The sequence below is a fragment of the Pseudomonas fluorescens genome, from assembly GCF_001307275.1.
Lineage (GTDB): Bacteria > Pseudomonadota > Gammaproteobacteria > Pseudomonadales > Pseudomonadaceae > Aquipseudomonas > Aquipseudomonas fluorescens_AA.
The window spans coordinates 5,471,004-5,484,740 of sequence record NZ_CP012831.1; the positions used below are offsets into that span (position 1 = coordinate 5,471,004).

Genomic DNA, 13,737 nt, shown 5'->3' on the forward strand with positions numbered 1-13,737 from the left:
GGGGCAACGGTGATGGCGGGGCGACGGGAGGAACCGTTCACAGGTCGGCCTCGTCCAGTTCGGCCATCAGCGCTTGCATTTCGTCATCGGACAGGCCCGAGGCGCTGAACTCGGTGCTGTCGGCTTGCGGCTCGGCGGCGCTCGGCTCCAGCGGTTGCGCGACCTCGGCCATGGCCGCGATGGTCTGGCGTTCGAAGACTTGCTTGGCCGACAGCGCGATGCCTTGCTCGTGGGCCTGGGCCACCACTTGCAGGCTCAGGATCGAGTCACCGCCGATGGCGAAGAAGTTGTCGGTGACACTCACTGTCGAGAGTTTCAAGACCTTGGCGACGATCGCTTGCAGGGCGGTTTCCATGGCGTTGCGCGGCGCCACGTGGGCGTTTTCGTCGAACTGGTCCGGGTCGGGCAACTGGCGGGTGTCGAGCTTGCCGTTGGGCGTGCGCGGAAAGCTTGCCAGGGTCAGCACCAGGGCCGGCACCATGTACGACGGCAGGCGTTCACCGAGGAAGCGCTTGATCGCCTCCGAATCCGGCGCGTAGCCGTGGGCGGCCAGGATGTAGGCGAGCAGGCGTTTGCCAGCGGCATGTTCCTGGACGATCACCGCGGCTTCGCGCACGTCGCTGTGGCTGCACAACTGGCGTTCGATTTCGCCCAGTTCGATGCGGTAGCCGCGGACCTTGACTTGATGGTCCTTGCGGCCCAGGAACGCCAGGCGTCCGTCGGCCAACCAGCAGGCCAGGTCGCCCGTACGGTAGGCGCGAGTGCCGTCGGCCAGGGTGACGAAGGCCTTGGCGGTTTCTTCGGGCTTGTTGCGATAGCCGCGGGCCAGGGTCGGGCCGGCGAGGACGATCTCGCCCGGTTCGCCAATGCCGCAAGCGCGGTCGAATTCGTTCAGCAGGCGCAGGTCCATGCCGGCGATGGGGCGGCCGATGCTGACGTTCCGGCTGGGCTCCAACACTTCATAGGTGGCCCAGACCGTCGCTTCAGTGGGACCGTATTCGTTCACCAGCCGGGCGTGTGGCAGGGTCTTGCTGTGTTGCGCGATCAGCGACGGCGGGCAAGCTTCACCGGCGACGATCCAGCAGGCGAGGGGAGCGGCTGCGTCGCTGCGCTGCAATTGATCGAGCAGGGCCTGGTACAGCGATGGCAGCGACAGGCCGTGGCTGACCTGATGCTGGGCAATCAACTGCGCCAGGCGAGCCATCTCCAGCTCTTCACCCGGGGCGGGCAACACCAGGCGTCCGCCTTGGGCCAGGGTCCAGAAAATCCCGGCGACCGAACTGTCGAAGGCAAACGAGGACAGCAGCAGGTAGGCGCGCACGGGCGTCTCATAGGCGGCCATGCGCACTTGGGTCGAGAAACTCAGCGCGCCATGGCTGATTTCCACGGCTTTCGGCGCACCGGTGGAGCCGGAGGTGTAGATCAGGTAAGCGAGGTCGTTCGCGTCCGGCAACGGCAGCGCCGGCCAATCGCCGAGGTCCGGCGTTGCCAGGTCGTCCAGCACGAAGCGTTGCAGATGGTCCGGCACGCTGTCGGCCAGTTCGGCGCTGACCACGATGTGGGCAATGGCGCTGTCGGCGAGCATGTAGGCGCGGCGGTCGGCCGGGTAGGTCGGGTCGACTGGCACGTAGGCGCCACCGGCTTTCAAGACGGCGAGCATGGCAACGATGGCCGCGTTGCTGCGGGCGAACAGGATGCCGACGGGCACCCCGGGGCCGATGCCGGCAGCGACCAGTCGATGGGCCAGTTGCGTGGCGCAGGCGTCGAGGCGGCTGTAGCTGAGGTCACCGTCCTGGTCGCTGAGGGCGATGGCGTTCGGTTGCTGGCGAACCTGACGGGCAATCAATTCCACCAGCGTCACGGGTTCGATGGACGGCACGCTCGCGCCGGCGCCAATCAGTTGGGATTGCAGTGCACCGCCCAGGGGCAACTGGGCCCAGGCCTGTTGCGGTTCCGCCAGGGCACCTTGCAGCAGTTGCAGCCATTGCTCGGCAAGGCAGCCGGCGGCTTCGGCGCTGAGGGCATGGCGGTCGTAGACCAGTTGCGCGTGCAGGCCGTCGGGCAACTGGCGGACGTTCAGGCATGCCTTCAGCGGATTCATCACCGCGCTGGCATGACGCTCCCGGGCATCGCCCGAGCGCCAGGCAAAGGCGTATCCGGCGTCGAGGGTGCCGGTGTAATAGTCCTGCCAGCCGACCGCCCGTTCCAGGGTGGCGGCTACTTGCGCGCTTTGCTCCAGCAGGGTCACCTGGGCATCCAGTTCGATGTTCACGGGCAGGCACTGCTCGAACAGACCCAGGGTGTTCTCCAGTTCCGCGCCGCGACTTTCATGGATCAGGGTGAGCGGCACCTGTTGTTGGCCGGCCAGTCGTCCCAATACCGCTGCCCATGCCGCCAGCAGCACGTCCGGGGTCAGGGCCGGGTGGCGGGCGAGGTCGGCCGGCAGCGCCAGGTCCAATCGGGTCGGCGCAAACCCGCCTTCGAGGATCGATTCGAGGGACAGTTGCAGGGTGGCCTGTTCGGTTTCGCCCGAGGGTTTCCAGAAACTCACGCCCGGATGGTCCGGCGCGTCTTCAACCAGGCTCCAGCGCCATTCGGCGTAGTCGGCGTACTGCAAGGTGTCGGACAGGTCCGTGGCGCTGTCTTGCAGCAGTGCACCGGCCAGCCATTTCAGGCTGGCGAGGTCGAAGTGGCTGCTGGCCGCCGCCAGGTCCAGGATCGTCTGTTCATCGGACAGGCGCACCAGGGTCACGTACAGGGGAGACGTCCAGTCGCGGGGCTGGTCGGCGAGTTGGGCCAGCGCGGCGTCCTGGTCGGCGTGGTTGTATTGACGCAGGTCCTGGAGCTTCACCGCCAGCGGAGCGGTTTCGTCGATCACCTGCACCGGGTGGCGCAGGCCGGGCACGGGCATCAGGCGCGTGCGCAGGATTTCACTGTCGGCCACCAGCGCCTGCAGGCGCTTGTTCAGGGCGTCGATGTCCTGCGGTTGCGACAGCGACCATTGCAAATGGCAACTGAACGGGTGCTCCGCCGCGCCATTGATGTGGGGGTAAACCGATGCCTGTTGCGGCGAAATACGAAAACCTTGAAGTCCGCTCATGTTCATCTCGACTGGAAAAGGGCTTGAGCCTGGATCGCCGCACAGACGCTGGGGCTTGCTGGACATGGGTCAGGCAAGCCTCCTGCGAACGGCGGGTGGACCCGTTGAATGTCAGACGGCAACGTCGCTCGACAGCAGGGCTTCAGCCATGCCGGTCATGATGGCGCGCTTGCCGGTAAAGGGTTCGCGACCGTGCACAGCGAGCATGTTGTCGATGAACAACACGTCCCCCTGTTGCCAACTGAACCGCACCAGCGAGTCGAGGTAGGCCGCGCGTAGCGACTCCAGGACCTGGGGCTCGATGGGTTCGCCATCGCCATAAAAGGTGTTGGTGGGCAGGTCGAGGTCGTTGAAGTTGCTTTGCAGCGAATCGCGGATTCGCCCAGGCAGGGTGCTGATGTGGAAGAACGTGGCGTGGTTGAACCAGACCTCTTCGCCGGTGCGCGGATGGCGCACCACGGCCGGCCCGCGTTGGCGGGTGCGCAGGCGATTGTGGTCTTTCCATTCCACTTCGATGCCGACGCTGGCGCAGTAGGCTTCCACTTCGCCACGGTCTTCGGACTGGAACACGGTCTGCCACGGCAGGCCGAAACCATCGCCGTAGTTGCGAACGTACAGCACGCCTTTTTCCCGGAACCGCGCTTCGATCTGCGGGCTGATCCTGGCCTTCACGGCGCGGGTCGAGCCGATCGGTGTTTCACCGCCGGTCTCGGACGGCAGTTGGCAGTAGAAGAACAGCCGCAGCGGGAAGCGCGGTGAGTAGGAGTGTTCGTTGTGGGGGAAGATCATCTGGTCGGCCGGGTAGTCGGTCGAGGTGTAGATATTGCCGCCGACCCGTGTCCGGGGCGAGGCACGGAACATGTATTCCAGCGCTCCGGGGGAAAGGGCGGCGATCACCTGGTCGAACTGCTCGACGGACGCGACGTTGAAGCCACGAAACAGCAGGGCGCCGTACTGCAGCAGTTTCTTTTCCAACGACTCGCGTTCCCGGGTGGCCCAGGCGATCAGGTCGACGCCACTGACCGCTGGCTCGATCACCAGGGGCAGGGCATGGTCCGGGCTGAGCAGGCGCTCGGTCACCAGTTGTTGTTCCGAGACGTTCATGGCTTTGCGACGCACGGCGCCGAGGGCGCGTGGCGATGGGGGCACGATAGACATAACGGCATCCGACTCGGTTAAAGGGACAAGGAGCGACGTTTGGCTTGCATCATCTGGCTGCGACCGGCCAGTGCCTGGGACTGTTGCCGCTCACGGGCAAAGGCCTGGTCCCAGCTGTCGATGCGCTCGGCCAGTGCCGGCAACGGCTCGTCCAGCAGGGTGTGCAGGTGTTCCAGCAGGCACGTCCACAGGTGCTGCAGGCGCAAGGCTCGGCCCTGGTCGAAGTAGTCGCCGCGATACTTGAGGGTCGCGGCAAGGCCTTCGCTGCCGTGCACGAGGTCGAGTACCAGGTGGAAATCCCCTGGTGCCTGGGCCACGTCCAGCGCGGCCAACTGCGCGCCGGCGATGGCGGTCGGGGTCACCCGTGACGGTTGATAGTTGAGCTTGACCTGGAACAGCGGCGAGTGACCGGGACGGCGCTGCGGCGCGAGGGCCGAGACCACCAGATCGAAAGGCAGGCTTTGATGGGCGTAGGCCAGGCGCGCTTCATCGCGAACCCGCTCAAGGAAACCGGCCAGGGTCGGCTCGCCACGCAGGTCACAGCGCAGGGTCAACTGGTTGACGAAGAAGCCGATGACATCGTTGTGCTCGGCCAGTGGTCGTCCGCTGACGTCGGTGCCCAGCAGGAATTGCTGCTGGCCGCCCAGTTGCTTGAGCACCAATTGGTAACTGCCCAGCAACAGCATGAACAAGGTCATGCCTTGCTCGCGGGCCAGCGCTGCCAACCGCTCGCAGCTGGCCTGGGGCACGGTGAAGTCCAGGCTGTGTTCGCCCGGGGCCTGGCCGCTGCCACCCAGCTCCAAGGTTTGGGGCATGCCGGCCAAGTGTCCGCACCAGAAGTCCTGCTCGTCGGCGATCCGCTGTTCGTTCCAGTGCCGGGCTTCCCATTGGGCGAAATCGAGGTATTGCTCCGGGAGCGCGGCGTCGGCCGCCCCCGCCAGTTCCGCCAGCAATAGTTGCGCCGAGCGCCCGTCGAAGGCGATGTGGTGCAGGGTCAGCAGCAGGTCATGCTGTTGGTCATGTCGGCTGAATAACTGCGCCCGCAGCAGCGGGCCGGCTTGCAAATCGACGGGGGTGGCGTGTTCGTGGGCCAAGCGCTGGCTCAGCGTCTGTTGTTGCTGCGCTTCATTCTGCTCACGCACATCATGATGGACCAGCGCTACCGCCGTGGCCGGCAACACGTGTTGTTGCGGGCCATCGACACCGTCGCGGTACACCGTGCGCAGCACGCCATGTCGCTCGACCAGCGTGTTCAACCGCAGGGCCAGCGTCTCGATGTTCAGCGGACCTTGCAGGCGCAGGTGCAGCACCAGGTTGTGGCGGGTGTCGTCCGGGTTCAGTTGGCGCAGGAACCACAGGCGACGCTGGGCGAACGATTGATGCCCCTGGCTGAGGTTGGCCTGCTCGGTCGAAGCCTCGGCCGTCGGCACCGGCTGATTCAGGAGGTCTTGCAGGGCCAGCGCCCATTGGCCGAGGGTGGTTTCCCCGAACAGATCTTGGGTATCGAGGTTCCAGCCCAGGTCCTTGTGCAGGCGCGCGGCGAAGTCGGCCACGCCGATGGAGTCCAGGCCCTGGCCGATCAGGCTGAGGTCGAAGTCGGCGGAAAAATACGGGTTGACCGCGTGCAGCGTCTGTTCCAGCCATTGGCGGCAGGCGGCTTGGGCCTGTTGCGGCGTTTCGGTCGCCAGGCGCTTGAGCTGGGCAAGGTCGAGGGCCACGCCGTTCGAGGCCGGCACGGCACCGCTCTGGGCGATGATGCTCAGCGTGCCTGCAGCGAGCTGTTTGCGTGCGCCTTGACGGGCGATCTTGCCGCTGGTGGTCATCGGGATGGTGCCGGCTTGCACCAGCACGATCTGATCGATGCCACAGTCGGCGGCTTCGCGCACGGCGTTTTGCATTGATGCGAACAGCGCCGGGTGATGCGCCGGGTCGACGAACTTGCGTTGCGGCTCGGCGACAATCACCAGCTTCTCGCGACCCAGTGCCGGGTCCATTTCCGAGAAGGCGGCAATGCGCCCGGTGCGGATGCCCGGCTCGGCGTCGGTAATGGCGAATTCGATGTCGTGGGGGTAGAGGTTGCGCCCATTGAGAATCAACAGGTCCTTGAGCCGTCCGCAGATCACGACTTGGCCTTCGTGCATGAAGCCCAGGTCGCCGGAGCGCAGGTAATGCTCCGATGAACCGACAATCCGGGCTTCAAAGGCTTCGCGCGTGGCTTCGGGATTCTTCCAATAGGATTCGGCGTTGCTCGGGCCCTTGAGCCAGACTTCGCCAATGCGATCGGCGGCGCATTGCTCGAAGGTTTGCGGGTCGACGATGGCAATGCTGTGCAGGGCTTGCGGGTAACCACAGGCGACGAACTCCACGGCGGCGGCATCGGTCGCCGCCAGCGCCACGCGGCCGGTCTCCAGCACGGCCTTGTCCAGGCGCAGCACCACCGGCAGCGCGTCGGCCGGCGTGGCGCTGACACACAGGGTCGCTTCGGCCTGGCCATAACCGGGGCTGATGGCCAATGGGTCGAGGCCACAGGCGGCAAAGCGCTGGGCGAACGCTTCGAGGGTGCCAGGGTGGATCGGTTCGGCGCCGTTGATCGCGTGCTTCCAGGCGCTCAGGTCGAGCTGCGCGATGAGGTTATCGCTGACCACGCGGTTGCACAGGGCATAAGCGAAGTTGGGGGCGAAACTGGCGGTGGCGCGATAGCGACTCAACGCTTGCAACCAGGTCGACGGCGCATTGACGAAGGTCTGGGAAGCCATCAGGTAGCACGGCATGCCGCTGTAGAGCGGGGCCAGCATACCGCCGATCAGGCCCATGTCGTGGTACAGCGGCAGCCAGTTGACCATGGCGCCGTGTTCGTCGAAAGCGTAGGCCTGGCGCATCAGTTCGACGTTGGCGATCAGATTGCGCTGACGTACTTCGACGCCTTTCGGCGAGCCGGTAGACCCCGAGGTGTATTGCAGGAAGGCCACGGTCGAAGCGTCGATGACCGGGCGTTGCCACTGGCTGGCCGGTGGTGTGCCCAGGTCCTGGACAGTCAGCACATCGACCCGGCCCTCCACCAGTTCCAGCAAGCCTTCGCAATAATCCGCCGGGGCGAGAATCAGTGCCGGCTCGGCATCCACCACCACGTTGCGCACGCGGTCGAGGTGGCGCGGTTTGCGCGACGGTGGTGGAAACAACGGCACCGCAATCAGGCCCGCATACAGGCAAGCGCAGAAGGCGCGAGCGTAGTCGAGGCTGCTGGGCAGCATCAACAGTACCCGATCACCCGGTGCATAACGCGCTTGCAACGCGGCCGCCAGGGAGCGGGATTGCTCGTGCAGTTGGGCAAACGTCAGGGTTTCGCCAATCTCTACGCCGTCCGGCAAAAAATGCAGGGCGGCACGCTGAGGGAAGTGCTGGGCGTTGGCTTCCAGCACGTCGATCCAGTGTTCGAATGAAAACATGTGCAGTTCACGCCATGGCCACGATGACTTTGCGGTCACCGGTGAAAGGATTGCGACCGTGTGCCACCAGTCGGTTGTCGAGCATCAGGATATCGCCGGGCTGCCAGGGGAAACTGATGGCAGTCTCGCGATAGACCTCGCGCACGGTGTCGAGCATGTCGTCGGCGATCGGCGAACCGTCGCCGAAATAGACATGGCGCGGCAGGTTTTCTTCACCCACCGCCGCCAGCAGGCTGGCGCGTACGCTCGGTTCGATGGCCGAGACATGGAACAGGTGCGCCTGGTTGAACCAGACCCACTCACCGGTCTCGGGATGCTGCTGCACGGCGGCGCAACGCTGGCGGGTGCGCAGGTCGCCGTCGGCTTTCCATTCCCATTCGATGTCGTTGTCCTGGCAGTAGCGTTCGACCTGGGCGCGGTCCTGGGTGTTGAAGACTTTTTCCCAGGGCAGGTCCAGGGCGCCACTGTAGTTGCGCACATAAAGCAGCTCGCGGCTGGCGAACAGCTCGCGGATGTCGGCAGGCATGCGCTGGTAGATCAGGCGGCTGTCGGCAATCGGGGTCTCGCCGCCGGTTTCACTGGCCTTGATGCAGTGGAACCAGATGCGCGAAGGCCAGGGGCGGGTGTAGGCCTGTTCGTTGTGCAACGGAATGAACTGATGGGCCGGGTACTCGGTGGAGCTATAGACCCCGGCGAAGACTTTGCTGCGCGGCGTGGAGCCGAATTCGTAGCTGGCCAGCGGCGCGCCGAAGCTGGCGGCGAAGCGCTTGAAATCGATGGGGGTGGCGACGGTGAAGCCGCGGAACAATACGCCGCCCACCTTAGTCAGGACCTGGGCCAGGCCGTCGCGAATCGAGGCGTCCAGGTCATGGATCGACTGTCCCGATGTCCCCTGCACCAGCACGGGCAGCGCTTGGGCGCTTGCATCCGTGGGCGCCATTGAAAACAGTTCGGAACGCCCGTTCAGGTGTTCGATTGAGGTCATCCTTGTGCATCCTCTTATAGCTTCTTCGACCAGTCACAAGACCTTGAAAGCAGGGCAGCGGTCGGTTGTGTAGGACTCGTCTGTAATGTATTCAATTCAATACAAGACGACATACTAGGTACAAATGAGAGGGATTATCAATACTATTTATTTAATTTTTTTTTTGGATTAGACTCCGCTCCGCTGGCGCCAAACAGCCTTCGGCCAGCTCAAAAAACCAAAAATATCTGTCGCAGGGGAGCGGGGCGTGAATTTCAAAAAGAACACAATTGCGTTGGCTGTAGGGTCGGCCATAGGCTTGAGCAACGGCGCTTGGGCGGCTGAAGAAGCCGGCAAGATGGAGATCGCTCCAATCACCGTGACCGGTGAAAAGATCGACCGTACCCTCGAAAAGACCCAGTCCAGCGTCGTGGTCGTCACCGACAAGAATCTGCGTGAGCACGGCGACAAGGACCTGGTGGATGTGTTTGCCCGCACGCCCGGCGTCTATAGCCAGGCTGGCAATGAGAACTGGGGTATCCGTGGCGTGCCGGTGTCCGGTTTTGACGATCAGGGCCCGGCGGCTCTCAACGGTGCGGTGTCGGTGTATGTCGACGGTGCCGTGCAGCCCAACCGCGCACTGACCCTCAGCCCGGTTCCGCTGTGGGATGCCGAGCAGGTCGAGGTTTTCCTTGGCCCGCAATCCACCACCCAAGGTCGTAACTCCCTGGCGGGTGCGGTGGTCATCCAGACCAAGAACCCAACCTTCGAACCGAGTTTCTCGGCGCAGACCAGCGTGGGCAACTACGGTGAGCACGGCGCGGCCGTGGCGGGTGGCGGGGCCATCGTGGATGACAAGATCGCCGGGCGTATCGCCGTGGATTACGGCGAAGGTGACGGCTATATCCGCAACACCACGCTCAATGACGACGCCAACCCGCGTCGCACCAGCAACACCCGCGGCAAATTGCTGATCCTGCCTAACGATGACACCGATGTCCTCTTGACCTACGCCCACAGCGAACACCGCCAGGGCGACCGTTCGACCATGCGCGTCAACGGCAAGCCGAGCTACTACGACATCGCGTCCAACACCAAGGCCTTCGACAACCTCAAGCAGGACACCCTCAGCGCCAAGGTGGACTATCGCCTGAACGATGCCTGGTCGCTGACAAGCATGACCGCCAATACCAGTACGGACTACAGCAACCGCCTGGACTTCGACCAGACTGCCGTGGACAACGAGGTCGTTCTGCGTAAACAGGACGGTAACCTGTTCAGTCAGGAGCTGCGTCTGAATTACGCCTCGGACACGGTGAAGAGTTTCGTCGGGGCCTACTATGGCCACAACACCAACAACTTCCACGACCGGTTGCTGTTCGATGACGTACTGGTTCGTACCGTCAAAGGTGATACCAAGATTGAAAACAAGGCGGTGTTTGGTGAAGTGAACTGGACGTTCGCGCCGCGCTGGACGTTGATCACCGGCCTGCGTTACGACCACGAGACGAACGATACCGATATCGAGGAGGACGGCCGCTTCGTCCCGGAGAAAATCAAAAAATCGTTTGATGCCGTGCTACCGAAACTGGGCATCGACTACGAACTGGCAACGGACCAGTACCTCGGTTTCATGGTGCAGAAGGGCTATCGCGGTGGCGGTGTCAACCTGCGCTCCGGTAGTGGTCACCAGGCCTATGACCCTGAATACACCACCAACTACGAGCTGTCCTATCGCGGTTCCTTCTTCGACAAGACCCTGCGCACCCGCGCCAACCTGTACTACACCGACTGGAAAGACCAGCAGGTCAGTGTGCGGGAGAACGGTAGCAACGTCATTGATATCTTCAACGCCGGTCGCAGTGACATCAAGGGCCTGGAGGTCTTTGTCGAAAAAGATATCACCGAACAACTGACCCTCAATGTAGGTGGCGCCATCACCGATGCCAAATACAAGGACTTCGTTGCGGACAATGGGCAGGACCGGAGCGGCGAATCGTTCCTTTACTCGCCCAAGTACAAGATGTCCGTGGGCGGTGTCTATCGCTTCGACGACCGTCTGATATTCGGCACGGACGTGACCTACCAGAGCACCGCGCCTTCGGAATACGAGTTCGATGCCAGCGGCAAGGTCACCGGTGAGCGCCGCAGCGACAACTACGTGCTGGTGAATTTCAACACCGAGTACAAAGTCACCAAGAACGTCGCGGTTTCCGCTTACGTGAAGAACGCGTTCGACAAGGAATACGTCACCAACAACCGCAACGACGACATCATCGACGTCGGCGCACCGCGCACGGTGGGGATGATTCTGCGTTACGACATGTAAACCCAAGGGCGCGGGGAGGCAATCTCCCCGCGCCCGCTCCAACGTTTCGGATGTTTGTTTCCAGGCTGTTCGTTCCCTTCCAAACCCAGCCTCCATGGAGGAAATCATGAGTGCTTTTTCGAATGTCACAGCAGGTGGCGCGCAACAGCTACGCCTGTTGCACACCGGTCTGTCGAGCCCTTACTGCCTCGATTCGACGCCGCTGCTGGAGCGTCAGCAACAGCAGGAATCCAACGCCCGCAGTTACCCGCGACGCATTCCCCTGGTGCTTGAAAGGGCCCATGGCATTTATGTGCAGGACAGCCGGGGGCAAGTGTTCGTCGATTGCCTGGCCGGTGCCGGGACCCTGGCGCTGGGGCACAACCACCCGGTGATCATCGAAGCCATCACCCAGGTCATGGCGGCCGGCGTGCCGATGCATACCCTGGACCTCATGACACCTGTGAAGGACGCATTCGTCCAGGAAATTTTCGCTTGCCTGCCCAGCGAGTTCGCTCGTCACGCACGCATCCAGTTCTGCGGCCCGAGTGGGGCCGATGCGGTCGAGGCCGCGCTCAAGCTGACTCGCACCGCCACCGGGCGACACTCGGTCCTGGCGTTCGAAGGGGCCTATCACGGGATGACCCTGGGCACGCTGGCCATCAGTGGCAACCTGTCGCCCAAAAATGCCCTTGGTGCCTTGATGCCAGGGGTACAGCGCCTGCCGTTCCCCCACGATTATCGTTGCCCGTTCGGGGTGGCCGGCGATCAGGCGGTCACCTTGAACGTGCGCTACCTCGAACACTTGCTCAACGACCCCGAAAGTGGGGTGACCGCACCCGCGGCGATGATCCTGGAGCCAATCCAGGGCGAGGGCGGGGTGATTGCCGCGCCGGACCGTTGGCTGCAGGAACTGCGCCGGTTGACCCAGGCCCACGGTATTCCGCTGATTGTCGACGAGATTCAGTGCGGCATCGCCCGTAGCGGGCGGATGTTCGGCTTCGAGCAATCGGGCATCACCCCGGATGTCATCACCCTGTCCAAAGCCATTGGCGGCGGGTTGCCGCTGTCGGTGATGGTTTACCACGAGTCCCTGGACGTCTGGCAGCCAGGTGCCCACGCCGGCACGTTCCGTGGTAATCAGTTGGCGATGGCGGCGGGTACCGCGACCTTGCGCTTCATCCGCGATCAAGGCCTGGTCCAGCACGCCGAAACGGTAGGGGCTCACCTGCAAAAACAATTGCAGGCACTGCAAAACGAGTTCGACTGGATCGGTGATGTGCGTGGGCGTGGCCTGATGCTCGGCATGGAAATCGTCGACCCTCAGGGTACCCCCGATGTACAGGGTCATCCGCCGGTGGACACGGCCCGGGCCAAGGCTTTCCAGCAGGCGTGCCTGAAGCACGGATTGATCGTTGAACTGGGCGGCCGCCACGGCGCGACCGTCCGCTTCCTGCCGCCGTTGATCATCACCGAGCAGGAAATCGATTTTGTCGGGAAAATCCTGTTCCAGGCCGCGAGCACGATCAACGAGCGTCTCGCACGCTGATCATCGGGTCAGGGTCGGCGTCCGGCTTGGACGCTGGCCCCGGTCCAACGCGCACTCAGTAGTCCCAATAGGCTGCTACCCAACGAAAGGCATCACCGTCGACCGCCACCCGGCCAACGGAGGGGAACGGCAGGTGAGTGGCGACCAGCAGCTCACCGGACGCCGCCGCTTCTTGCATCAGGCGGACCCGAACGCGGACCGATTCTTCAGGGTCATGCTCAAAGCCGTTGTGCCAGTCGGGGTGGTCGAAAGCGACCGGGAACAACGCATCGCCGGCGAACGTCAAGCGCTCCTCGCCGCAGGTCACGTGGACCACGCTGTGCCCTGGCGTATGGCCGCCGGTGCGCTTGACCAGCACGCCCGGAGCGACCTCGTAGGCTTGCTCGAATGTGCGCAGCTTGTCGTGGTACTCGCGCATGAATTGCTCGGCGGTGGCGCGCAGTACGTCCGGTACCGGTGAGGGCATGGAGGTGAGGGAGAAATCCGGTGCCGCCCAGAACGCTACCTCGCTAGCGGCCACGTGGATCCGCAGGTCTGGACGCAACCGGCGCTTCACCTCATCAACCAGCAGCCCACCAATGTGGTCCATGTGCATGTGGGTAATCACCACGTCGGTCACCGACGCCAGATCGATACCAGCGGCGGCAAGGCGCTTGGGAAACTGCCCGGCCCGCGGGAAACCGGGAAACTGGCCGCCGAGCCCGGCATCGACCAGTATGGTCTGCTCGCCGCTCCGTATCACCAGCACGTTCAGCGCCCAATCGAAGGCGTCCGGGCCCAGGAACATGTCCTTGAACCAGGCCGCGCGGGCAGCTGGGTCGGCATTGGTGGACATCGTTGCGGTCGGCAGGGGCAACACCCCATCGCTGACCACCAGTACGTCGATCTCGCCAATTTTCAGCGCATAACGCGAAGGGACCAACTCCTCGTACGAGGCAGCGTGCAAGCTCATGTTTGAATCCGGATGCATTCCATCCTTTGCGGCAGGGGCGTTCAAATGTGTGGTCATGGTCGTTCTCCGAAGGCTTGGCTCAAGGGCGTTGGCGAAAGCCGCCTTTCTCGGCATGAGAAAGTGGCTGTCGCTGGAGAATGAGTCTGCATCGCGCCGGACCGCGTTCGATACCATACGTGGGTATGTTGTACAGGCGCTTTAGCGTGATGGACCCCAGCAAAAGGTATGGGCATTCAGTGAGCCGGGGAGACGACGGTACA

The 13,737-nt window shown here is 63.5% G+C and carries 7 protein-coding genes; 2 read left to right on the forward strand and 5 right to left on the reverse strand.

Annotated features, from left to right (window positions below):
- Nucleotides 1–37: 37 nt before the first annotated feature.
- From AO356_RS24295 to AO356_RS24310, 4 genes are all read right to left on the reverse strand, one after another.
- Nucleotides 38–3,100, reverse strand: a complete 3,063-nt coding sequence (locus AO356_RS24295) for a non-ribosomal peptide synthetase (RefSeq protein WP_060743189.1) — start codon at nt 3,098–3,100, stop codon at nt 38–40.
- Between the two features lie 111 nt (nt 3,101–3,211).
- Nucleotides 3,212–4,258 (reverse strand): TauD/TfdA family dioxygenase, encoded by a 1,047-nt coding sequence (locus AO356_RS24300; RefSeq protein WP_060741935.1) that lies wholly within the window; start codon nt 4,256–4,258, stop codon nt 3,212–3,214.
- Nucleotides 4,259–4,275: 17 nt separating this feature from the next.
- The gene (locus AO356_RS24305) at nt 4,276–7,704 is read right to left on the reverse strand and encodes a condensation domain-containing protein (protein WP_060741936.1); all 3,429 of its coding nucleotides are present in this window, start codon (nt 7,702–7,704) and stop codon (nt 4,276–4,278) included.
- Between the two features lie 7 nt (nt 7,705–7,711).
- The gene (locus AO356_RS24310) at nt 7,712–8,689 is read right to left on the reverse strand and encodes a TauD/TfdA family dioxygenase (RefSeq protein ID WP_081015417.1); all 978 of its coding nucleotides are present in this window, start codon (nt 8,687–8,689) and stop codon (nt 7,712–7,714) included.
- A gap of 247 nt (nt 8,690–8,936) precedes the next feature.
- On the opposite strand from AO356_RS24310, the gene AO356_RS24315 reads away from it, so the two are divergent.
- Nucleotides 8,937–10,997: a TonB-dependent receptor gene (locus AO356_RS24315; protein ID WP_060741937.1), complete on the forward strand. Its 2,061-nt coding sequence runs from the start codon at nt 8,937–8,939 to the stop codon at nt 10,995–10,997.
- 106 nt (nt 10,998–11,103) lie between these two features.
- A complete protein-coding gene (locus AO356_RS24320; protein ID WP_081015418.1) occupies nt 11,104–12,525 on the forward strand; it encodes a diaminobutyrate--2-oxoglutarate transaminase in 1,422 nt (473 codons plus the stop codon).
- Between the two features lie 55 nt (nt 12,526–12,580).
- Here AO356_RS24320 and AO356_RS24325 read toward each other — a convergent pair whose 3' ends face one another.
- On the reverse strand, nt 12,581–13,534 hold the full coding sequence (locus tag AO356_RS24325; protein ID WP_060741938.1) for an MBL fold metallo-hydrolase: 954 nt from the start codon (nt 13,532–13,534) through the stop codon (nt 12,581–12,583).
- Nucleotides 13,535–13,737 lie beyond the last annotated feature (203 nt).